The organism is Pseudomonas sp. NFIX28 (assembly GCF_900107395.1).
In the GTDB taxonomy this organism is placed as follows: domain Bacteria; phylum Pseudomonadota; class Gammaproteobacteria; order Pseudomonadales; family Pseudomonadaceae; genus Aquipseudomonas.
On record NZ_FNPW01000006.1, the window covers coordinates 20,853 to 42,565 of the forward strand.

23 protein-coding genes and 1 tRNA gene are annotated in these 21,713 nt (G+C 60.7%); 8 read left to right on the forward strand and 16 right to left on the reverse strand.

Going from position 1 to position 21,713, the window contains the following annotated elements; all coding sequences use genetic code 11:
• Positions 1-18 precede the first annotated feature (18 nt).
• From BLV20_RS13205 to BLV20_RS13240, 8 genes are all read left to right on the forward strand, one after another.
• On the forward strand, positions 19-1,722 hold the full coding sequence (locus tag BLV20_RS13205) for an NAD(P)/FAD-dependent oxidoreductase (protein ID WP_092302119.1): 1,704 nt from the start codon (positions 19-21) through the stop codon (positions 1,720-1,722).
• Positions 1,723-1,746: 24 nt separating this feature from the next.
• Complete coding sequence (locus BLV20_RS13210) at positions 1,747-2,838, forward strand: Rieske 2Fe-2S domain-containing protein (RefSeq protein WP_092302121.1); 1,092 nt, start codon at positions 1,747-1,749, stop codon at positions 2,836-2,838.
• Between the two features lie 151 nt (positions 2,839-2,989).
• The gene (locus BLV20_RS13220) at positions 2,990-4,225 is read left to right on the forward strand and encodes a cation:proton antiporter (RefSeq protein WP_092302123.1); all 1,236 of its coding nucleotides are present in this window, start codon (positions 2,990-2,992) and stop codon (positions 4,223-4,225) included.
• A gap of 24 nt (positions 4,226-4,249) precedes the next feature.
• Entirely contained in the window at positions 4,250-4,789 is a 540-nt protein-coding gene (locus BLV20_RS13225; protein ID WP_092302125.1) for a flavin reductase family protein, read from the forward strand.
• Positions 4,790-4,900: 111 nt separating this feature from the next.
• Positions 4,901-5,089 (forward strand): hypothetical protein, encoded by a 189-nt coding sequence (locus BLV20_RS30950; RefSeq protein ID WP_139192697.1) that lies wholly within the window; start codon positions 4,901-4,903, stop codon positions 5,087-5,089.
• 56 nt (positions 5,090-5,145) lie between these two features.
• Positions 5,146-5,670, forward strand: a complete 525-nt coding sequence (locus BLV20_RS13230; RefSeq protein ID WP_092302638.1) for an RNA polymerase sigma factor — start codon at positions 5,146-5,148, stop codon at positions 5,668-5,670.
• On the forward strand, positions 5,667-6,503 hold the full coding sequence (locus tag BLV20_RS13235) for a FecR family protein (RefSeq protein WP_092302127.1): 837 nt from the start codon (positions 5,667-5,669) through the stop codon (positions 6,501-6,503). The genes BLV20_RS13230 and BLV20_RS13235 overlap by 4 nt, the downstream gene beginning before the upstream one ends.
• A 75-nt stretch (positions 6,504-6,578) precedes the next feature.
• Positions 6,579-9,023 (forward strand): TonB-dependent receptor, encoded by a 2,445-nt coding sequence (locus BLV20_RS13240; RefSeq protein ID WP_092302129.1) that lies wholly within the window; start codon positions 6,579-6,581, stop codon positions 9,021-9,023.
• Between the two features lie 65 nt (positions 9,024-9,088).
• Here BLV20_RS13240 and BLV20_RS32040 read toward each other — a convergent pair whose 3' ends face one another.
• The 16 genes from BLV20_RS32040 to aspS form a co-directional block, all read right to left on the reverse strand.
• Positions 9,089-9,211: a hypothetical protein gene (locus BLV20_RS32040; protein ID WP_371914317.1), complete on the reverse strand. Its 123-nt coding sequence runs from the start codon at positions 9,209-9,211 to the stop codon at positions 9,089-9,091.
• 187 nt (positions 9,212-9,398) lie between these two features.
• A tRNA-Lys gene (locus BLV20_RS13245) sits at positions 9,399-9,474 on the reverse strand.
• 63 nt (positions 9,475-9,537) lie between these two features.
• Positions 9,538-10,239: a 7-cyano-7-deazaguanine synthase QueC gene (queC, locus tag BLV20_RS13250; protein WP_092302131.1), complete on the reverse strand. Its 702-nt coding sequence runs from the start codon at positions 10,237-10,239 to the stop codon at positions 9,538-9,540.
• Position 10,240: 1 nt separating this feature from the next.
• Entirely contained in the window at positions 10,241-10,888 is a 648-nt protein-coding gene (queE, locus tag BLV20_RS13255; RefSeq protein ID WP_092302133.1) for a 7-carboxy-7-deazaguanine synthase QueE, read from the reverse strand.
• A gap of 165 nt (positions 10,889-11,053) precedes the next feature.
• The gene (gene ybgF, locus BLV20_RS13260) at positions 11,054-11,878 is read right to left on the reverse strand and encodes a tol-pal system protein YbgF (protein WP_092302135.1); all 825 of its coding nucleotides are present in this window, start codon (positions 11,876-11,878) and stop codon (positions 11,054-11,056) included.
• 6 nt (positions 11,879-11,884) lie between these two features.
• Positions 11,885-12,382, reverse strand: a complete 498-nt coding sequence (pal, locus tag BLV20_RS13265; RefSeq protein WP_003178634.1) for a peptidoglycan-associated lipoprotein Pal — start codon at positions 12,380-12,382, stop codon at positions 11,885-11,887.
• Between the two features lie 52 nt (positions 12,383-12,434).
• Complete coding sequence (gene tolB, locus BLV20_RS13270; RefSeq protein ID WP_218190301.1) at positions 12,435-13,694, reverse strand: Tol-Pal system beta propeller repeat protein TolB; 1,260 nt, start codon at positions 13,692-13,694, stop codon at positions 12,435-12,437.
• A gap of 38 nt (positions 13,695-13,732) precedes the next feature.
• Positions 13,733-14,812, reverse strand: coding sequence for a cell envelope integrity protein TolA (tolA, locus tag BLV20_RS13275; protein WP_025805901.1), 1,080 nt, complete (start codon positions 14,810-14,812; stop codon positions 13,733-13,735).
• Positions 14,812-15,264 carry a protein TolR gene (gene tolR / locus BLV20_RS13280; protein ID WP_007931110.1) on the reverse strand — a complete coding sequence of 151 codons (453 nt, stop codon included), beginning with the start codon at positions 15,262-15,264 and terminating at the stop codon, positions 14,812-14,814. Before tolR ends, tolA begins: the two co-directional genes overlap by 1 nt.
• Before the next feature lie 14 nt (positions 15,265-15,278).
• Complete coding sequence (tolQ, locus tag BLV20_RS13285; RefSeq protein ID WP_007931111.1) at positions 15,279-15,974, reverse strand: protein TolQ; 696 nt, start codon at positions 15,972-15,974, stop codon at positions 15,279-15,281.
• A complete protein-coding gene (gene ybgC, locus BLV20_RS13290; protein ID WP_092302139.1) occupies positions 15,964-16,431 on the reverse strand; it encodes a tol-pal system-associated acyl-CoA thioesterase in 468 nt (155 codons plus the stop codon). Before ybgC ends, tolQ begins: the two co-directional genes overlap by 11 nt.
• Positions 16,432-16,570: 139 nt before the next feature.
• Positions 16,571-17,629 carry a Holliday junction branch migration DNA helicase RuvB gene (gene ruvB / locus BLV20_RS13295; RefSeq protein WP_009050468.1) on the reverse strand — a complete coding sequence of 353 codons (1,059 nt, stop codon included), beginning with the start codon at positions 17,627-17,629 and terminating at the stop codon, positions 16,571-16,573.
• Positions 17,630-18,238 carry a Holliday junction branch migration protein RuvA gene (ruvA, locus tag BLV20_RS13300; protein WP_092302141.1) on the reverse strand — a complete coding sequence of 203 codons (609 nt, stop codon included), beginning with the start codon at positions 18,236-18,238 and terminating at the stop codon, positions 17,630-17,632.
• A gap of 113 nt (positions 18,239-18,351) precedes the next feature.
• Positions 18,352-18,876 carry a crossover junction endodeoxyribonuclease RuvC gene (gene ruvC, locus BLV20_RS13305; protein ID WP_007931118.1) on the reverse strand — a complete coding sequence of 175 codons (525 nt, stop codon included), beginning with the start codon at positions 18,874-18,876 and terminating at the stop codon, positions 18,352-18,354.
• 141 nt (positions 18,877-19,017) lie between these two features.
• The gene (locus tag BLV20_RS13310) at positions 19,018-19,764 is read right to left on the reverse strand and encodes a YebC/PmpR family DNA-binding transcriptional regulator (protein WP_092302143.1); all 747 of its coding nucleotides are present in this window, start codon (positions 19,762-19,764) and stop codon (positions 19,018-19,020) included.
• Positions 19,765-19,886: 122 nt separating this feature from the next.
• Positions 19,887-21,662: an aspartate--tRNA ligase gene (aspS, locus tag BLV20_RS13315; RefSeq protein WP_092302145.1), complete on the reverse strand. Its 1,776-nt coding sequence runs from the start codon at positions 21,660-21,662 to the stop codon at positions 19,887-19,889.
• Between the last annotated feature and the right edge of the window lie 51 nt (positions 21,663-21,713).

Below are 21,713 nucleotides of genomic sequence, written 5' to 3' on the forward strand. Positions count from 1 at the left end.
CAAGGAGAGTTTGCCCCCATGACTCAGAAGAGCCCCGCGAACGAACACGATAGCAATCACTTCGACGTAATCATCCTCGGCTCGGGCATGTCCGGCACCCAGATGGGGGCCATCTTGGCCAAACAACAGTTTCGCGTGCTGATCATCGAGGAGTCGTCGCACCCGCGGTTCACGATCGGCGAATCGTCGATCCCCGAGACGTCTCTTATGAACCGCATCATCGCTGATCGCTACGGCATTCCGGAGCTCGACCACATCACGTCGTTCTATTCGACGCAACGTTACGTCGCGTCGAGCACGGGCATTAAGCGCAACTTCGGCTTCGTGTTCCACAAGCCCGGCCAGGAGCACGACCCGAAGGAGTTCACCCAGTGCGTCATTCCCGAGCTGCCGTGGGGGCCGGAGAGCCATTATTACCGGCAAGACGTCGACGCCTACTTGTTGCAAGCCGCCATTAAATACGGCTGCAAGGTCCACCAGAAGACTACCGTGACCGAATACCACGCCGATAAAGACGGCGTCGCGGTGACCACCGCCCAGGGCGAACGGTTCACCGGCCGGTACATGATCGACTGCGGAGGACCTCGCGCGCCGCTCGCGACCAAGTTCAAGCTCCGCGAAGAACCGTGTCGCTTCAAGACGCACTCGCGCAGCCTCTACACGCACATGCTCGGGGTCAAGCCGTTCGACGACATCTTCAAGGTCAAGGGGCAGCGCTGGCGCTGGCACGAGGGGACCTTGCACCACATGTTCGAGGGCGGCTGGCTCTGGGTGATTCCGTTCAACAACCACCCGCGGTCGACCAACAACCTGGTGAGCGTCGGCCTGCAGCTCGACCCCCGTGTTTACCCGAAAACCGACATCTCCGCACAGCAGGAATTCGATGAGTTCCTCGCGCGGTTCCCGAGCATCGGGGCTCAGTTCCGGGACGCCGTGCCGGTGCGCGACTGGGTCAAGACCGACCGCCTGCAATTCTCGTCGAACGCCTGCGTCGGCGACCGCTACTGCCTGATGCTGCACGCGAACGGCTTCATCGACCCGCTCTTCTCCCGGGGGCTGGAAAACACCGCGGTGACCATCCACGCGCTCGCGGCGCGCCTCATCAAGGCGCTGCGCGACGACGACTTCTCCCCCGAGCGCTTCGAGTACATCGAGCGCCTGCAGCAAAAGCTTTTGGACCACAACGACGACTTCGTCAGCTGCTGCTACACGGCGTTCTCGGACTTCCGCCTATGGGACGCGTTCCACAGGCTGTGGGCGGTCGGCACCATCCTCGGGCAGTTCCGGCTCGTGCAGGCCCACGCGAGGTTCCGCGCGTCGCGCAACGAGGGCGACCTCGATCACCTCGACAACGACCCTCCGTACCTCGGATACCTGTGCGCGGACATGGAGGAGTACTACCAGTTGTTCAACGACGCCAAAGCCGAGGTCGAGGCCGTGAGCGCCGGGCGCAAGCCGGCCGATGAGGCCGCGGCGCGGATTCACGCCCTCATCGACGAACGAGACTTCGCCAAGCCGATGTTCGGCTTCGGGTACTGCATCACCGGGGACAAGCCGCAGCTCAACAACTCGAAGTACAGCCTGCTGCCGGCGATGCGGCTGATGTACTGGACGCAAACCCGCGCGCCGGCAGAGGTGAAAAAGTACTTCGACTACAACCCGATGTTCGCGCTGCTCAAGGCGTACATCACGACCCGCATCGGCTTGGCGCTGAAGAAGTAGCCGCTCGACGACGACATAAAAACGATGAACGACATTCAATTGGATCAAGCGAGCGTCAAGAAGCGTCCCTCGGGCGCGTACGACGCAACCACACGCCTGGCCGCGAGCTGGTACGTCGCGATGCGCTCCAACGAGCTCAAGGACAAGCCGACCGAGTTGACGCTCTTCGGCCGTCCGTGCGTGGCGTGGCGCGGAGCGACGGGGCGGGCCGTGGTGATGGACCGCCACTGCTCGCACCTGGGCGCGAACCTGGCTGACGGGCGGATCAAGGACGGGTGCATCCAGTGCCCGTTTCACCACTGGCGGTACGACGAACAGGGCCAGTGCGTTCACATCCCCGGCCACAGCCAGGCGGTGCGCCAGCTGGAGCCGGTGCCGCGCGGGGCGCGTCAGCCGACGTTGGTCACCGCCGAGCGATACGGCTACGTGTGGGTCTGGTACGGCTCCCCGCAGCCGCTGCACCCGCTGCCCGAAATCTCCGCGGCCGATGTCGACAACAGCGACTTTATGCACCTGCACTTCGCGTTCGAGACGACCACGGCGGTCTTGCGGATCGTCGAGAACTTCTACGACGCGCAGCACGCAACCCCGGTGCACGCGCTCCCGATCTCGGCCTTCGAACTCAAGCTCTTCGACGATTGGCGCCAGTGGCCGGAGGTTGAGTCGCTGGCCCTGGCGGGCGCGTGGTTCGGTGCCGGGATCGACTTCACCGTGGACCGGTACTTCGGCCCCCTCGGCATGCTGTCACGCGCGCTCGGCCTGAACATGTCGCAGATGAACCTGCACTTCGATGGCTACCCCGGCGGGTGTGTCATGACCGTCGCCCTGGACGGAGACGTCAAATACAAGCTGCTCCAGTGTGTGACGCCGGTAAGCGATGGCAAGAACGTCATGCACATGCTCATCTCGATCAAGAAGGTGGGCGGCATCCTGCGCCGCGCGACCGACTTCGTGCTGTTCGGGCTGCAGACCAGGCAGGCCGCGGGGTACGACGTCAAAATCTGGAACGGAATGAAGCCGGACGGCGGCGGCGCGTACAGCAAATACGACAAGCTCGTGCTCAAGTACCGGGCGTTCTATCGAGGCTGGGTCGACCGCGTCGCAAGTGAGCGGTGATACGTGAAGCCGAGCCGCTCTCGACCGCGTCGCTCGGCCTGGCGCTCGCGAACCTGGCGAGCGGCGTGACGATCACGGCCTACGGCGCGCCGGGTCCGCTTGGGCTCGCGGCCACCAGCTTCGTGTCGGAGTCGCTCTTTGCGAGGTATTCATGACTATCTGGCTGTTGCAACTCGTGCTGGTGATCGCGCTCTGCAACGTCTGCGGCCGCATTGCCGAACGGCTCGGCCAGTGCGCGGTCATCGGCGAGATCGCGGCCGGTTTGCTGCTGGGGCCATCGCTGTTCGGCGTGATCGCACCGAGTTTCTACGACCTGTTGTTCGGCCCCCAGGTGCTGTCAGCGATGGCGCAGGTCAGCGAAGTCGGCCTGGTACTGCTGATGTTCCAGGTCGGCCTGCATATGGAGTTGGGCGAGACGCTGCGCGACAAGCGCTGGCGCATGCCCGTCGCGATCGCAGCGGGCGGGCTCGTCGCACCGGCCGCGATCGGCATGATCGTCGCCATCGTTTCGAAAGGCACGCTCGCCAGCGACGCGCCGACGCTGCCCTATGTGCTCTTCTGCGGTGTCGCACTTGCGGTATCGGCGGTGCCGGTGATGGCGCGCATCATCGACGACCTGGAGCTCAGCGCCATGGTGGGCGCGCGGCACGCAATGTCTGCCGCGATGCTGACGGATGCGCTCGGGTGGATGCTGCTTGCAACGATTGCCTCGCTATCGAGCGGGCCCGGCTGGGCATTTGCGCGCATGCTCGTCAGCCTGCTCGCGTATCTGGTGCTGTGCGCGCTGCTGGTGCGCTTCGTGGTTCGACCGACGCTTGCGCGGCTCGCATCGACTGCGCATGCGACGCGCGACCGCTTGGCCGTGTTGTTCTGCTTCGTAATGGTGTCGGCACTCGCGACGTCGCTGATCGGATTCCATAGCGCTTTTGGCGCACTTGCCGCAGCGCTGTTCGTGCGCCGCGTGCCCGGCGTCGCGAAGGAGTGGCGCGACAACGTCGAAGGTTTCGTCAAGCTTGTGCTGATGCCGGTGTTTTTCGCGTATGCGGGGCTGCATGCGTCGATCGGCACGATCGACGACGCGGCATCATGGATGTGGTTCGGTGTATTCCTCGCGGGCGGATTCATCGGCAAGTTCGGCGGCAGCTATCTGGGCGCGCGTGCCACCGGGCTTGCGCCACCCGATGCGATGCTGGTGAGCTCGTTGATGAATACGCGCGGCTTGATGGAGCTAATCGTCCTGTCAATCGGTCTGCAGATGCAGATCCTTCCGCCAAAGGTCTACACGATCCTCGTGGTGTTCGCGCTGGTGACGACGGCGCTGACCGCCCCGCTGGTTCGATTCACGCTGCGCGTGCAATCGCGCGCAATGAGCCAACAGGCTGCCTGAGCCAGCTTGAGGGGAGAGATCACCATGAATGCCGCCACCAAAACCAAGGCTCACCCTTTGCTCGATGCCGAGGGCCGCGATGTCCGCGAACTGCGCAACTTGCTGGGGCAGTTCGCTACCGGTGTGACCGTGATCACCACGCGCACCGCTGACGGCCGCAACGTCGGAGTGACCGCCAACTCGTTCTCCTCACTGTCGCTGTCGCCGGCGCTGGTGCTCTGGAGCCTGGCACGCACGGCACCGAGCCTGAAGGTTTTTTGCTCGGCGAGCCACTTCGCCATCAACGTGCTGGGGGCGCACCAGTACCACTTGTCGGAGCAGTTCGCACGGGCTGCAGCTGACAAGTTCGCCGGTGTAGCCCATTCCTATGGCAAGGCGGGAGCCCCGGTGCTGGACGATGTGGTGGCAGTGCTGGTGTGCCGCAACGTCACCCAGTACGAAGGCGGTGACCACCTGATCTTCATTGGCGAGATCGAGCAATACCGCTACAACGGTGCAGAACCGCTGGTCTTCCATGCCGGCCAGTACCGGGTTACCGCCGCGCATCCGGCACTGGCCGGCTGACACTGCCGATCGTTTGCCGCAAAAGGGGGGAGACTGCCAAAGGCCCAGTCAAGGGCCGGGTGGTGTGCAGCGATCGCTTCCGCGAGATAGCTACTCTTCCACGTCTTCCTCATGGATAAGCCCCTGGACGAACGCCATAAAGTCCGAGCAGATCGGCGTCTGGGATTTCGTTTGGTTGTTTCTTCAGCATCAACTGATAGGAAACCCGGGGCGATTCAAAGCGCTTATTTCATCGAGGCCCACCAAGGCACCGGCATGAGATGGTTTGCCGATCGAAAGAAGGCATTTATTCGCGACTAGTTCTCATTTACACTCTCCCCACTTCTTCGGAGTCAAGCTCTCTTCCTAGGTGCATCGTGTCGTCCGATCCCGCCAAACCGACGCTGCTGTCCACATTGGTCCGACATTACGACGAGCTGGTGGACCACATTCGCCGACGCTTCGGCGACAGGGGCATGGCGCGCGATGTAGTGCATGACGTATGCGTGCAGTTGCTCGAACGCGGTGAGACAGAAGACGTTCGGACTCCACTGGCCCTGCTGCGAAAAATCTCCAACGACACCGCCATCAGTCGCTATCGTAGCGATCGCCGCCGAGCTGTCTGGGTGCAGACAATCTCCGAATTGCCCGAGGTAGCCTGTACAGCAGCCACCCCCATGAGCAGGTATGACGCCGAGCGTGAATTTCAACTGCTCGTCGACGCCATCGCAGGTCTCCCGCCTCGCTGCCAGGCCGTTTTTGTCATGCACAAAATTCACGAAATCCCTCAGGTGGAAGTCGCCGAGCGTCTCGGTATTTCCATCAAGACAGTGGAAAAGCACCTGCGCCTGGGGTTGGCGGCGTGCAGGAAACGACTTGGACGTGAGCAGGTGAATACATGACGAATAAGGCCGAACAGCCGCCACTGGACGAGGCTCTAGGGCGACATCGTGAAGAGCTGAAGCAGCTGTTTCCTGTCCCTCCGTCCAAGCCAGCACCTCGGAAACCGGCAAAGACAGCAGGTATCACACTAGTGGTTGCGATCGCCTTTGGAGCCCTGGCCTGGCTGAACCCCGCCTACAAGAGCGAGCATTTCGCTACCGCCATTGGTGAGCGGCGTGCTGTGGTACTGAGCGATGGAAGCGAACTGCTGCTCGACAGTGGCAGCCAGGTCGATATCAACTGGCGTTTGCTTAGCCGCGAGGTCGACCTGCGCTCTGGGCAGGCCCTCTTCGAGGTGTCCTCGGCCGTGTATCGCCCCTTCGTGGTGTCGGCGGGCTCTGCGAAAGTTCAGGTGCTCGGCACGCTGTTCAATGTTCGTCGCCTGGATAACGACGACGTTCGTGTGACGTTGGCCCGTGGACGCGTGGAAGTTGACGCAACGGCCGCACCGCAAACGTCTGTCCTCCTCATGCCAGGGCAACAGGTCGACTTGATTCGCGGGCAACTGATGCCGGTCGCCAAGGCCGACGCCTCCAAGGCGATGGCCTGGAAAAATGATCGCATCGTGTTCGAGCAGACGCCGCTGGACGAAGTGGTCTCTTTGCTGCGCCACTATCGAAAGGCGCCTATTCATCTGAGCAACCCAAGCTTGGCCGCGCTCAAGGTGACAGGGGTCTTCGAGGCGCACAATGTCGACTTGCTGCTGGATCTGCTCCCGAGCATCCTGCCCGTTTCCGTGCTGCGGCAAGAGGATGGCAGCGTCCAGATCCAACGCAAACCGACAAGAAAATAATTCTCAGGCGCAGGTAGGGTTTCTTGACTCCCATGACGGCTATTGAAAAAAGCCCACCCAAAAAGGATTCGAGAAGTGCATTTTTCCCTCCGCAGTCGTCATCTACGCGTGTCATTGCTTGCCAGCAGCCTGCTCATCGCAGTGTCGGCCCAAGGCAGGGAAAAAGTGAGCGTGGACTTGCCAGCCGCCCCGCTGGGTGAGGCCATCAACGCCCTTGCGCAACAGTCTTCAGTACAGATCATCTTTGCCGGCGACCTCGGTGCAGGCCGGAAAACCCCTGCGGTGAAGGGCCGTTTCACGCCGCAGGAAGCACTTCAGAAGCTACTCAAGGACAGTGGCCTGCAAGCGCAAGCCAAGGACGAGCGCACGTTCATCATCGTCCCGTCCAGCGCCGCTCAGCCTGCCCCGATGCCCACTCCCGAGCGCGCCCCCGTGGAAATGGAGCAGTTGGAAATCACCGCTTCACGCACCAGCAGCAGCCTGGTCTCCGCGACGCGGCAATCCACCGTTATCGAACACGAACAACTCCAGGAGCTGCGCCAGGGCTCCGAGAGCCTGGCCACGGTGCTGGCCAAGGCGATTCCGGGGATGTCCGATTCCAGCCGTACAGTCACCGAGTACGGGCAGACCCTGCGCGGGCGCAGCCTGTTGGTCATGGTCGACGGGGTGCCGCTCAACACCAACCGCGATTCCTCGCGCAACCTGGCCAATATCGACCCGGCACTGATCGAGCGGGTCGAAGTCATCCGTGGCAGCAGCGCCATTTATGGTAGCGGCGCCACGGGCGGCATCATCTCCATCACCACACGGCCCGCTGGCGGTGAAAACCGTGCCGAAACCAGCCTGAGCGCCACCTCGCCGCTTACCCGCCTGGGCAGTGATGGCCTGGGTGGCCAGGTCCAGCAGCACTTCGCAGGCTCCAAGGGAGCGGTGGACTACTCGTTCGACTTCGGTACCCGCCACATCGGCGCCTCGTACGATGCGCATGGCGACCGCATCGCGCCGGAGCCCAGCCAGGGTGACCTGTTCGATTCGAACATCTACAACATTGGCGGGAAGCTCGGGCTTCACATCGACGAAAACCAGCGTGTGCAGCTTGCGCTCAGCCACTACGACGCCCGCCAGGACACCGACTACGCCACGGACCCACGCGTAGCCAGACTCCCGGCAGGCTCGGTGCCGGCCAATGCGATCAAGGGCTTGGATCTCGAGGAGCAGAACCGCATTCGCAACACGTTGGTGAATCTGGAATACGAGAACCTCGACATTCTCGGAAGCCGACTCTCTGCACAAATGTATTACCGGGACTACTTCACCCGCTTCACGCCTTTCGACGCCCGCGCCGTTTCCACCCGCGGCGGCAACGTGGACCAGATCATGCAAAACAGCGAAGTGTTCGGCAGCCGACTGACCTTGCGCACGCCACTTGGCGACAGCGGTGATACCGAATTGGTCTGGGGTGGCGACTACAATCAAGAGCGCAGCGACATGCCGCTCGATGTGTTCGACCCGGCCGCTTACGACGCCAGTGGCGGCCTGGTCTTCGACAAGACCGGCAAACTCACCTACATGCCGCCGCTCAAGACCCGTAGCGCCGGTGCGTTCGCACAACTGCAGCATCGCTTCGATGAGCATTGGTCGATCGACGGCGGCCTGCGCTACGAGTATTCCACCGCTGAATTCGACGACTTCGTTCCGTTGTCCGAATCCAAGGCTGCCTCCCCCGTGGCGGTGAAGGGGGGCGAGATCCACTACGACGCGGTGCTGTCGAACCTTGGCATCGTCTATTCGCCGGTGCTCGGCCAGGAAATCTATGCTTCCTTCAGCCAGGGGTTCCAATTGCCCGACGTGGGCATTCAGCTGCGAAATGCGCGCCGGGGCTTCGACCTCGGCGCTTCGAACCTGGAGCCGGTCAAGACCAACAATTATGAGCTTGGCTGGCGAGGAGAGCTGGGTAGCAACACGCTAGGCACCCTGGCGCTGTTCTACACCACTTCCAAGCTGGGCGACGTGCAAAGCTTCAACAATGGCCTGATTCTCACCCGAACCAAGGAGCGCATTTACGGCGTTGAAGCCAGTGCCGACTGGCTTTCTGACGATGCAGTGTGGGGCACAGGTGGTAGTGCGACCTGGATGCGCGGTCGCGAGAAGCCGGAAGACAAGGGCTGGCAAGACATGACGGGCTATCGCGTCCCACCGCTGAAACTGACTGCGTATATCCAGTACAAGCCGACTGTGGATTGGAACAACCGCCTGCAAGCCACGTTCTTTGACTCCAAGGACTATCGACTCAATGGCGTCGACAGCTTCGGCCGCCATGAGGTGAGCACCTACACCACGGTGGACCTGATCAGCCAGTACCAGGTCTCCCCTGACGACAAGGTGAGTGTCGGCATCCAGAACCTGTTCAACCGCGACTATTACCCGCTCTACAGCCAACTGTTGCGCAATAACAACAACACCAGCCACCTTCCAGCACCGGGGACCGTGGTGACTGCCAGCTATACGCACAATTGGTAAGGCCGAGAAGAGCCGCTAGCTCGTGCTTGCCACAGGTTACGGCTGCAGCGCCGTAGTAATGGCATCTAGGTTCGGTGCTGGCCGACTGCGGCCACCGAGGGCTTGTCATGGTTCGACAGGCCCTGCGGCGCATTGAACTGCAGTTGCCAGGCGTGACCGAAGTAGCTGAAGGCGCCATGGCTGGTCACGACCTTGCGCTGGCTCGCAGCGCTGGAGGCGTAGTCGAACCATGGTTCGCCACAGACGGCTGCATGTCTATACGTGATAAAGCGCTAAGCCCCTTCCAGGCCAGCGCCCACACGTTTCTGCAGGCAAAAAAAAACCCGAAAATCCTCACTTTCGTGGGCCTTTCGGATTTTAAATACTGCTAGAAAATGGTGGGTCGTGTGGGATTCGAACCTACGACCAATTGGTTAAAAGCCAACTGCTCTACCAACTGAGCTAACGACCCGCTGTGTGGTGGCGCGTATAATACTGATTTATAAAAAGAATTCAACACCCAATATGAAAAAAATCAAAAATAAGCTGTTGGGTCACTAACACCGGCCGCGGCAAAACCTTCTGCACGCAGGCGGCAGCTGTCGCATTTGCCGCAAGCACGCCCTTGATCATCGGCCTGGTAGCAGGACACGGTCAGGCTGTAATCAACCCCGAGCTTGACGCCCGCCTTGACGATATCGGCCTTGCTCAGGTTCTGCAGCGGTGCCTGGATACGGAACCCCTGCCCCTCTACCCCAGCCTTTGTCGCCAGGTTGGCCATGCACTCGAAGGCCTCGACGAATTCCGGACGGCAATCCGGATACCCCGAGTAGTCCACGGCGTTGACACCAATAAAAATGTCCCGCGCGCCCAGCACTTCCGCCCAGCCCAGCGCCAGGGACAGGAACACGGTGTTACGCGCCGGCACGTAGGTGACCGGAATGCCTTCGCTGGGGGCCTCAGGCACGTCGATCGAGCTGTCTGTCAGAGCAGAGCCACCGATTCCGTTGAGGTTGAGACCGATCACCTTGTGCTCGACCACACCCAGGTCACGAGCGACACGTTCGGCCGCCTGCAATTCGGCACGATGACGCTGGCCGTAATCGAAGCTCATGGTGTAGCAGCTGTAGCCTTCGGCGCGGGCCATGGCCACCACGGTGGCCGAATCCAGGCCGCCGGACAGCAAAATTACCGCACGCTTTTCAGTGGAGCCCTGGTTCTGTGCTTGTTCGGTCATATCAGCGCCCCGGCTCGTCATTCCAAAGATATTTATGCAGCTGTAATTGCAGGCGCACCGGCAGGTTGTCCGCAACGATCCAATCGGCCAGGTCGCGCGCATTCAAGTCGTGATGGCTTGGCGAAAACAGCACCTCGCCGGCCCGTCGCTCCAGACCGTACTGAATCAGCTTGGAAACCGCCCAGTCATAATCCTCACGGGAACAGATGACAAACTTGACCTGGTCATTGGGTGTCAACAGCTCAATGTTTTCATAACGATTGCGCTGGACCTCCTCCGAACCCGGGGTCTTCAAGTCGAGGACACGACTGACGCGCGGATCGACCGCGGAAATATCCAACGCCCCGCTGGTTTCCAGCGAGACCTCGTAACCGGCGTCACACAGCTGCTTGAGCAAGGGGATGGCGTTAGGTTGCGCCAGGGGCTCGCCCCCGGTCACACAGACATAACGCGGGCGGAAGCCGGCAACCTGCTCGAGAATGCTCTCGAGGGAGCGGATGGTGCCGCCGCTGAAGGCATAGGCACTGTCGCAATATTGGCAACGCAACGGACAACCGGTCAGGCGCACAAATACCGTGGGCAGGCCGGCAGTCCGAGTTTCACCCTGCAACGAGTAGAAAACTTCGGTAATTCTCAATGTGTCTTGCATAGTCGCCACGGGCGTAACAGCTAAACAGGCTGTCCGCCTCCGTCAGGCACCTCAAGGAATCCCGCAAACGCGATAATCCCAGGAAGCGTGTTTCATAAAAAGGGCATGGATTCTAACGAAAAAACCCGCGGCAAGCGCGGGTTTCTTCAAAACAGCTCAATTCGACTACATGCGTTGCAGATCGCGCTGAGCCAGCTGGGCAGCGGAGGTACCCGGATATTGGGCCACCACCTGCTGCAGAATGCCCTTGACCTTGTCAGTGTGGCCCAGGCGGCGCTCCACGTCAGCCAGCTTGTACAGCGAGTCCGGGACCTTGGCATGCTTCGGGTACAGCTGGGAAACCTTGGCAAATGCCTGGCCGGCACCCTGCAGGTCACCTTTGGCCAGGTTCACTTCGCCCAACCAGTACTGGGCATTACCTGCGTACTGGCTGTTCGGGTACTTACGCAGGAACGCGGCGAAAGCCTGGCTGGCCTTGTCGAAGTCCTTGGCCTTGATCAGGTCGAAGGCAGCGTCGTAATACAGCTTTTCCTTCGCCGGATCGCCCGGTTCACTGCTTGCCACTGGAGCTTGCGAGGCAGCCCCGGCAGCTGCACCGGCGGCACTTGCGTCGCCACCGGCAGAAGAATTATCAGGAGTCGCGGCAGGTGCACCGCCCGCTCCAATGCGCCGATCAAGATCCTGGTAACGCTCCAGGCTTTCCTGCTTCATGCGCGCAACATCGTTTTGCAGAACTTCAATCACACCTTGTTGCCGTGCGATTTGCTCCTGCATTTGCTGCAGTTGCTGGAACAGCTCGCCCTGTGCCGAGACAGGGGTCGAAACCCCTCCCCCGGCATAGGCGCCGTTCGTGCCATAACCCGCTGGCGGATAACTGCCTCCGCTATTGTTATAGCCCGAGTTGTTATCGACCACAGGAACCGCAGCCCACGCCGAGAGCGGCGCGAGGCTGAGAGCCAAGACAGTTAGAGCACGACGGCACGTTCGCATGACGAATTACTTACGCAGTTCGACGCGACGGTTTTGAGCCCAGGACTGCTCGTCGTTGCCGGTAGCAACTGGACGCTCTTCGCCGTAGGAAACCAGTTCCAGCTGAGCTGGGGAAACACCTTGCAGAACCAGGTAGCGCTGAACGGCTTTCGCACGACGCTCGCCCAGAGCCATGTTGTACTCACGAGTACCACGTTCGTCGGTGTTGCCTTCCAGAACAACGCGAGCGCCGTTTGCTTTCAGGTCTTTGGCGTGAACGTCCAGAGCGCGCATGGCTTCTGGCTTCAGGTCCGAGCTGTCGTATTCGAAGTAGAAGGTGGTGATTGCGCGCAGAGCTGCTTCTTCGCTCAGGGAGCCGTCAACTGCACCGGTGTTAGCGCCGTAACCAGCGTTTGGATCAACAGCGCCTTCACCAGCGTTGTCGCCGCCTTTGGAGGAGCAACCTACTGCTACAGCCATGGCCAGAGCCAGCGCAGCAAACTTACCAAACTTCAGCATTTCCATCGTGAAACTCCTAATGAACCCCAATGTGTTAAGTAAAACGTAAAGCGCCGCGTCAGTTCAGGTAAGGGGACCAGGACGGTTCTCTGACTTCGCCTTGAGCGGTAGGAAGCGGGAGCCTCACGCGTCCATTAATGGACACGAGCATCAAGACTCCCCGGCCCTGCTGGCGGGTGGCGTAGATTACCATGGTGCCGTTGGGCGCAACAGTAGGCGACTCATCAAGTGTGCTGTCGGTAAGGATTTTTACGTTGCCACGCTGCAAATCCTGAGCAGCTACCTTGAAGTTGGTGAAGCCGTCCTGCCGGTGAATCATGACCAGGGTTTTTTCATCCGCGGACAGTTTCGGGTTGGCGTTGTAGTTGCCTACAAAAGTCACGCGCTCCGCACCGCCACCACCAGCACTGGTCTTGTAGATCTGTGGCTTGCCGCCACGGTCCGAGGTGAAGTAGATGGTCGAGCCATCCTTGCCCCAGAACGGTTCAGTGTTGATGCCAGGCCCCGCGGTCACACGCGAGATCTGACGCGACCCCAGGTTCATCACATAGATGTCCGGGTTGCCGTCCTTGGACAGCACGAACGCCAGGCGCTGGCCGTCCGGCGACCAGGCAGGCGCGCCGTTCAAGCCTTCGAAGTTGGTGATCTGCTCGCGACGGCCAGTGTCGATGTGCTGGACGAAGATGCGCGGACGCTTCTGTTCGAACGATACATAGGCAATGCGCTTGCCGTCCGGTGCAAAGCGTGGCGACAGGATCGGCTCACGGGATTGCAGCAGGGTCACCGCGCGCGCACCGTCGTAGTCGGAGCGTTGCAGGGTATAGCGTGTGTTCTTCTCGGAGAAACGCTCTGCCGTGACGTACAGCATGCGAGTCGAGAAGGCGCCCTTGATACCGGTGAGCTTTTCGAACGACTGGTCGGAGATGTAGTGAGCCATGTCGCGCAACTGGTCGACGCTGCCCGAGACGCTGCCGGTCAGCACTTGCTGCTCGGTGGCGACGTTGAACAGAGCGTATTGCACCTGCAGGCGACCGCCAGCCGGGACAATGCTGCCGACCATGATGTACTGGGCGCCCAGTGCCTTCCAGTCACGGTAGATGACTTCGCTGGCCTGGGTCGGCAGGCTGATCATGTTCTGCTTTGGAATCGGCGAGTAGTAACCCGAGTTGCGCAGGTCGTTACCGATGATTTCCGCCATGTCGTCGGGCAGCACGCTGCCCCCTTGCCAACCGAATGGCACAACGGCGATTGGCGTGGCCCGGTCACTGCCACTGGTGACCAGGATGTTCTTTTCTTCCGCCGTCGCTATCCCTGCCATACAGCAGATAACGACAAGCAATCCTCGAAGAAGGTTTCTCACAAGGCTAGATCCTCAGGTGTGAATGTCATCTTGAATGAACGATACGGAGCGAAATCGCTCGGCTTCATTCCCTGCATTTCTGTCAAACGTCCAATGTTCTTGACCGCAGCTACCGCCGAGGCGTCGAACGGACCATCGCCGCTGGACTTGGCCACCGACACGGAAGTCACCGTACCATCAGGCAACATGCCGATTTGCAGCACGACAGTCATGTTGTTGCGCGCCGAAGGAGGACGAGCCCAGCCTTCCGCCGCGCGAGCACGAATCAGATCGTCGAAACTGCCCGCGACTTCATCGCCCTGCTCGTCCGCCAAGGCCTGCTGACGCTGCGGCGTGTCGGAAAGCAAATCTGCCAAGGCCTGGGCCTTTTTCTCTTCGGCGGATTTACGCGCTGCTTCCTGAGCCTTTTTCTTGGCTGCATCGGCGGCGGCTTTCTTCTTCGCGTCCTCGGCGACCTTCTTCTTCGCCTCGTCTGCTTCAGCTTTTTTCTTGGCGTCTTCCGCGGCTTTCTTCTTCGCGTCTTCGACTATCTTTTTCTTCGCCTCTTCAGCGGCCTTTTTCTTGGCCTCTTCTTCAGCGGCTTTCTTGGCTTCTTCTTCGGCTTTCTTCTTGGCTATATCAGCCAATTGTTTCTCTTCAGCCTTTTTCGCTTCCGCAGCCTTCTTCGCGTCATCGGCTTTCTTGGCTTCATCAGCCTTCTTCGCCTCGTCCGCTTTCTTGGCTTCGTCGGCCTTTTTCGCTTCCTCGGCTTTTTGAGCCGCCTCTTCTTTCTTTTGTTCCGCAGCCTTCACCGCTTCCTGCTCGACCTTTTTCTGCTCCATCTGCTCGACTTCGGTCTGGCGCGCGGCGGATTTCTTCGCTTCACCCGCAATCTTCTGATTGGTCTGGGTGGTCGCCTGACTTTTCGATTTCAGCTGATACAGGGTCGCCTGGACGATCGGCTTGGACGGCGGCAACTCCGGTGTCATGGCAAAACTGACGAACAGCATGCCGAACACCAGAACGTGCAGGGCAATTGCCCACACGCTAGGCCAGAAGTAGCTTTCCGAGGCGGACGGCTCTCGCTGTTGCTGCATCAGGGCGCCTCGGTAATCAAGCCAACGTTACCGACGCCGGCCTTCTGCAGCCCGCCCATGGCGCCCATGACGGCGCCGTAGTCAACGGACTTGTCGCCGCGAATGAACACCTGGGTATGCTTGCCGCCTTCATTGCCGGCGCGAATGATCTTGGTCACGGCGTCGGTCATCTGCGGCAAGGTCATGGCCTTGTCCATCTGCTTGTCGGTGTCGACTTCGCTGCCAAGATTCCAGTAATAGGTCTTGTCAGCCTTGATCGAAATGGTCAGGACCTGGGTGTTGTTGTCTTGCGGCAAGGCTTCGCTGGAAACCTTGGGCAGATCGACTTTCACGCCCTGATTGAGCATCGGCGCGGTCACCATGAAGATAACCAGCAGTACCAACATCACGTCGATGTAGGGCACCACGTTCATCTCGGCAACCGGCTTGCGTTTGTGGCGAACTCGGGCCATGGGGATTTACCTGCTCACTCTTCGCTGGTGTGCACTTTACGGTGCAGGATCGCCTGGAACTCGTCGGCGAAGGTGTAGTAACGGCTGATCAGGGTCTCGCCACGGGCCGCAAAACGGTTGTAGGCGATAACCGCAGGGATCGCGGCAAACAGGCCGATCGCGGTGGCGATCAGGGCTTCGGCGATACCCGGGGCCACGGTGGCGAGGGTCGCCTGCTGGGCGCTGGCCAGGCCGCGGAAGGAGTTCATGATCCCCCAGACGGTACCGAACAGACCAATGTATGGGCTGACCGAGCCGACAGTGGCAAGGAACGGCAGGCTCTGCTCGAGTTTCTCTTCTTCGCGGGAGATGGCGACACGCATGGCACGCGCGACACCTTCCATGACCGCCTCGGGATCAACGCCCGATTGCTGGCGCAGACGCGAAAATTCCTTGAAGCCGGCACGGAAGATCTGTTCCACGCCCGAATCCGGGTCCGGGTTGCTGCCCGCTTGACGGTACAACTTGGACAGGTCGATACCCGACCAGAAGCGCTCTTCGAAGCTCTCCAGGGCGCGTCGACCGGCACGCAGCAGGTTGCTGCGCTGAAAGATCATGATCCATGAGGTCACCGATGCGGCTACCAGGGTCAGCATTACCAACTGCACAACGATGCTGGCATTGCTGACCAAGCTCCACATGGAGGAATGGTCGACGACGTTAGCTTCCACGCTTTATCTCCTGCTCTGAGTGTGTACCCGCGCCGCTCACGTCGGCGAAGGCCGTACGTAGAGCTTCGGGAATGGCCCGGGGTTTCAAATTATCGGTGCGCACACAGGCCACCAGAAACTGCCCCTCACAGAGCAGTGCATTATCCGTGGCTCGCCTGACCTGCTGTTTGAAGCGCAGGCTGGCCCGGTTCAATTCGATGACTTCTGCACTTACCAGAAGCTCGTCGTCCAGTCGCGCCGGCGCGTGGTAGCGCGCTTCGCTGGAATGCACGACGAACAACAGGTTCTCCCCTGCCAGCTGCGATTGGGCAAAGCCCAGGTGTCGAAGCCGCTCGGTTCGAGCCCGTTCCATAAACTTAAGGTAATTAACGTAATACACGATGCCGCCGGCATCGGTGTCTTCGTAATAAACGCGACACCGATGTGCGAACGGCTCAAGCCCGTTTTGCGCGCGCATACTCTAGTGCTTACTCCTCAGGTTGCCAATCCGGCCAGACAACTGTTTTTTCATTCTCGAACGCCATTCTGGCGAAATAACGGCAATGCCAGCCCCTAGGACCACGCAACCTGCGAATAAATCGCTGCCGAAGCGGTGGTTAATCGTCCACGGCATCGAGGAATTCGTCTACCACGGGCATCTCCCCCAATCGTGACGGGATGTTTAGACCGAAATGCAAATAGGCGTGCCGGGTCACCACACGGCCCCGCGGCGTACGCATGATATAGCCTTGCTGGATCAGATAGGGCTCGAGCACATCCTCGATGGTATGCCGCTCTTCGCTGATGGCGGCGGCCAGACTGTCGACCCCCACCGGCCCGCCGTCGAACTTCTCGATCATGGTCAGCAGCAAGCGCCGATCCTGGTGATCGAAGCCTCGCTCGTCGACATCCAGCAGGTTCAGGGCCAGGTCGGCAATGGGTTTGGTGATGTGGCCTTTGGCGCGAACCTCGGCAAAATCCCGTACCCGGCGCAACAAACGGTTGGCGATACGCGGCGTCCCGCGTGCGCGGCGGGCGATTTCAAAGGCACCGTCCGGGTCCAGCGGCAAGCCCAGAATGCCAGCGGAGCGCCCGACAATGGTTGCCAGGTCCGCCGTGCTGTAGAACTCCAGGCGCTGGACGATACCGAAGCGATCGCGCAGCGGGTTGGTCAGCATGCCCGCGCGGGTCGTTGCCCCCACCAGGGTGAAGGGCGGCAGGTCGAGCTTGATCGAACGGGCCGCCGGGCCTTCGCCGATCATGATGTCCAGCTGGAAATCCTCCATGGCCGGATACAGCACTTCCTCGACGATTGGCGACAGGCGATGGATTTCATCGATAAACAGCACGTCGTTCGGTTCGAGGTTGGTCAGCAGCGCCGCCAAGTCCCCGGGACGCTCCAGCACCGGGCCCGAGGTGCTCTTGATCGACACCCCCATTTCCTGGGCAATGATGTTGGCCAGCGTGGTTTTACCCAGGCCCGGCGGCCCGAAGATCAGGGTATGGTCCAGCGACTCGTTGCGCCCGCGGGCAGCCTGGATGAACAGCTCCATTTGCTCGCGCACCGTCGGTTGGCCGATGTATTCGGCCAGGCTGACGGGGCGAATTGCACGGTCCTGGACTTCCTCGCGCTCACGGGGGCCCGTGGCGGCGATCAGACGATCTGCTTCTATCACTTAAATCATTCCCTTCAGGGCGCGGCGAATCATGTCTTCACTGCTCAGGCCTTTTTCCTTGATGGCGGAGACGGCCTTGCTGGCTTCCTGCGGCTTGTAGCCCAGGGAGATCAGGGCACTGACCGCATCCGTCTCGGCACTGGCCACCGGAACCGGCGCGTCCGGCTGGTTCGGCACCAGGGCAAACATGCTCGGTACGGTTTCCCAGGCCTTGAAGCGGTCCTTGAGTTCGACCAACAGACGCTCCGCGGTCTTTTTACCGACGCCCGGTACCTTGGTCAGCGCCGAAGTGTCCTGCGCCTGCACGCAACGCACCAGCTCATCGACCTCCAGGCTGGACATCAACGCCAGCGCCAGCTTCGGCCCCACGCCATTGAGACGGATCAGCTCACGAAAAAAATCGCGCTCGCGCTTGCTGGCAAAGCCATAGAGTAACTGGGCATCTTCACGCACGACCAAATGGGTATGCAGGGTTAGCGGTTCACCGACCGACGGCAGGCGATAGAGGGTTGTCATGGGGACTTCCACCTCGTAACCCAGACCGTTTACATCAAGAATCAGGTGCGGCGGCTGTTTTTCAGCCAAGGTGCCGCGCAAGCGTCCAATCACGTTTCAGATCCTTAGCTCAGGCCAGGCCAGCGGCCGGCGAGTAACAGAGCGGAGCCCAGGCCGGGCAAACAGGCGCCAGCCGCTCCACTCATCAAATGTTTGCGCAGATGCTATCAGAGACGCAGGCGGCCGCCACGACTGCGTGCGGTCCCCAGGCCGTGGGGCAACAGGCTGGATCGCGTGTGGGCATGACAGATGGCGATCGCCAGGGCATCCGAGGCATCGATTTGCGGCTTGCTGGTCAACTTGAGCAAATGCATGACCATCATTTGCACCTGCTCCTTATTGGCCCCGCCGGTGCCAGCAACGGCCTGCTTGACCTGGGTGGCGGTGTATTCGGCAATTTCCAGGCTTTCCTCGGCCCCCGCAACGATCGCCGCGCCACGGGCCTGGCCGAGTTTCAGGGCCGAGTCGGCATTACGCGCCATGAACACCTTTTCGATGCCCATGGTCACCGGACCGTAGGTCTGGATGACCTCACGAACCCCGCGATAGACGATTTGCAGCCGCTCATGCAGCTCGCCGGCACCCGTTCGAATGCAGCCCGAAGCCACGTACACGCAACCACGCCCGGTGTCACGCACCACGCCATAGCCGGTGATACGCGAGCCCGGATCGATACCAAGAATAAGAGTCATAACGCCTGCAAAGAAAATTCGGTTGCTTAAGGTAACGCCGCCAGAAGCCGGAAAAACAAAAAATCGCAGCCTTCGACAGCTCCCCTACAGGTACAGCCTAACCCTGGGAACTGCCGAATGCTGCGATCTTTTATCGCGCTATCAGCCGAGTTGCTCGGCAACCGACTCGGGAATATCCGCGTTGGAGTAAACGTTTTGCACGTCGTCCAGGTCTTCGAGCATGTCGATCAGCTTGAGGACCTTCTCGGCGCCCTCCAGATCCAGCTCGGCGCTGGTGGTCGGCTGCATGACGATTTCCGCGTCATCGCCCTTGAAACCAGCCTCTTCGAGCGCATTGCGTACCGCATAGAAACCGGTGAACGAGGTAAACACATCGATCGAGCCGTCTTCATGAACGACCACGTCATCGGCGTCGGCTTCCAGCGCCGCTTCCGTCAATGCGTCTTCATCGACGCCCGGCGCAAAACTGATCTGCCCCTTGCGCTCGAACAGATACGCCACCGAACCGTCAGTGCCGAGGTTGCCGCCACATTTGCTGAACGCATGGCGCACCGCCGCGGCGGTACGGTTGCGGTTATCGGTCATGCATTCGACCATCACCGCCACGCCGCCCGGGCCATAACCCTCATAGGTCAGCTCTTCGACATTGTCGGCCTCGGTCGCACCGGCACCGCGCGCGATGGCGCGATCAATGATGTCGCGGCTCATGTTGGCGCCCAGGGCCTTGTCCAGGGCCAGGCGCAGACGTGGGTTGGAACCAGGATCGCCACCGCCCTGACGCGCGGCGACGGTCAGCTCGCGAATCCACTTGGTGAAGATCTTGCCTCTCTTGGCATCCTGGCGTTCTTTGCGGTGCTTGATGTTCGCCCACTTGGAATGACCTGCCATAACTCGCTCCGAATTCTCTTTGAAACAATGCCCGTCACACGCTCGGCGCGACGGGCCAACCAAAAACTTGAACACTGCAGAAAGAAAAAAGGCGCATCCGAAGATGCGCCTTCAGGCCCGTCTTACTCGGCCTTTGGCGTTTCGCGCAAACGAATGTGCAGTTCGCGCAGCGCCTTGGCATCCACCACACCTGGAGCCTGCGTCATGACATCGGCAGCACTCTGGGTTTTCGGGAACGCGATCACTTCACGGATCGACTGGGCGCCGGTCATCAGCATCACCAGGCGATCCAGGCCGAAGGCCAGGCCACCATGGGGCGGCGCACCGTATTTCAGCGCGTCGAGCAGGAAGCCGAACTTCTCTTCCTGTTCGGCTTCGTCGATACCCAACAGGCGGAACACCGACTGTTGCATTTCCTTGCGATGGATACGGATAGAACCGCCACCCAGCTCGGTGCCGTTCAGGACCATGTCGTAGGCGCGGGACAGCGCGCCGGCCGGATTGGCTTCCAGCTCCTGCGGTGTGCACTTGGGCGCGGTGAACGGGTGGTGCAGTGCGGAGAAGCTGCCGTCGTCGTTCTCTTCGAACATCGGGAAGTCGACAACCCACATCGGTGCCCACTCGCAAGTCAGCAGCTTGAGGTCGTGACCGAGCTTGATACGCAGCGCGCCCAGGGCTTCGCTGACGATCTTGGCCTTGTCGGCGCCGAAGAACACGATGTCGCCATCGACCGCACCGACGCGATCGAGGATCACGTTCAGGTTGGCTTCCGGGATGTTCTTCACGATCGGCGACTGCAGGCCGTCAACACCGGCAGCACGCTCGTTGACCTTGATGTACGCCAGGCCCTTGGCACCGTAGATGCCGACGAACTTGGTGTAGTCGTCGATCTGCTTGCGCGGCATGCTCGCGCCGCCAGGAACGCGCAACGCCGCGATACGGCATTTCGGGTCGTTGGCCGGGCCGCTGAACACCTTGAAATCGACTTCCTTGAGCTGATCGGCAACGTCGACCAGTTCCAGCGGATTGCGCAGGTCCGGCTTGTCGGAACCATAGCGACGCATGGCCTCTTCGAAGGTCATGTGCGGGAACTCGCCGAATTCCAGGCCCAGCACTTCCTTGAACAGGTTGCGGATCATGCCTTCGGTCAGGCCCATGATGTCTTTTTCATCGAGGAAGCTGGTCTCGATGTCGATCTGGGTGAACTCAGGCTGGCGGTCTGCGCGCAGGTCTTCGTCGCGGAAGCACTTGGCGATCTGGTAGTAACGGTCGAAGCCGGCCACCATCAGCAGTTGCTTGAACAGCTGCGGCGATTGCGGCAAGGCAAAGAAGGAACCGGCATGGGTACGGCTCGGCACCAGGTAGTCACGGGCGCCTTCAGGGGTCGCGCGGGTCAGGATCGGCGTTTCCACATCGAGGAAGCCGTTTTCGTCGAGGTAACGACGGATGCTGGTGGTCATGCGCGAACGCAGGCGCAACTTCTCGGCCATTTCCGGACGGCGCAGGTCCAGGAAGCGATAGCGCAGGCGGGTTTCCTCGCCGACGTCGGAGAATTCGTTGAGCGGGAACGGCGGGGTTTCCGCTTCGTTCAATACTTCCAGCTCGTAGCCCAGGACTTCGATCATGCCCGACGCCATGTTGGCGTTGGTGGCACCGGCCGGACGCAGGCGAACCTTGCCGGTGATCTTCACCACGTACTCGCTGCGCACGCGATCGGCGGCGGCGAAGCTCTCCGCGCGATCCGGGTCGAACACCACCTGGGCCAGACCGTCACGATCACGGATATCGAGGAAAATCACCCCGCCATGGTCACGACGACGGTGGACCCATCCGCAAAGGATAACTTCCTGGCCTTCCAGGCTTTCGTTCAGTTGGCCGCAATAATGGCTGCGCATCATGGTAGTGGTTTCACTTCTCGTAATTCGAAATTCGATGGGAGGCCTTGCGCA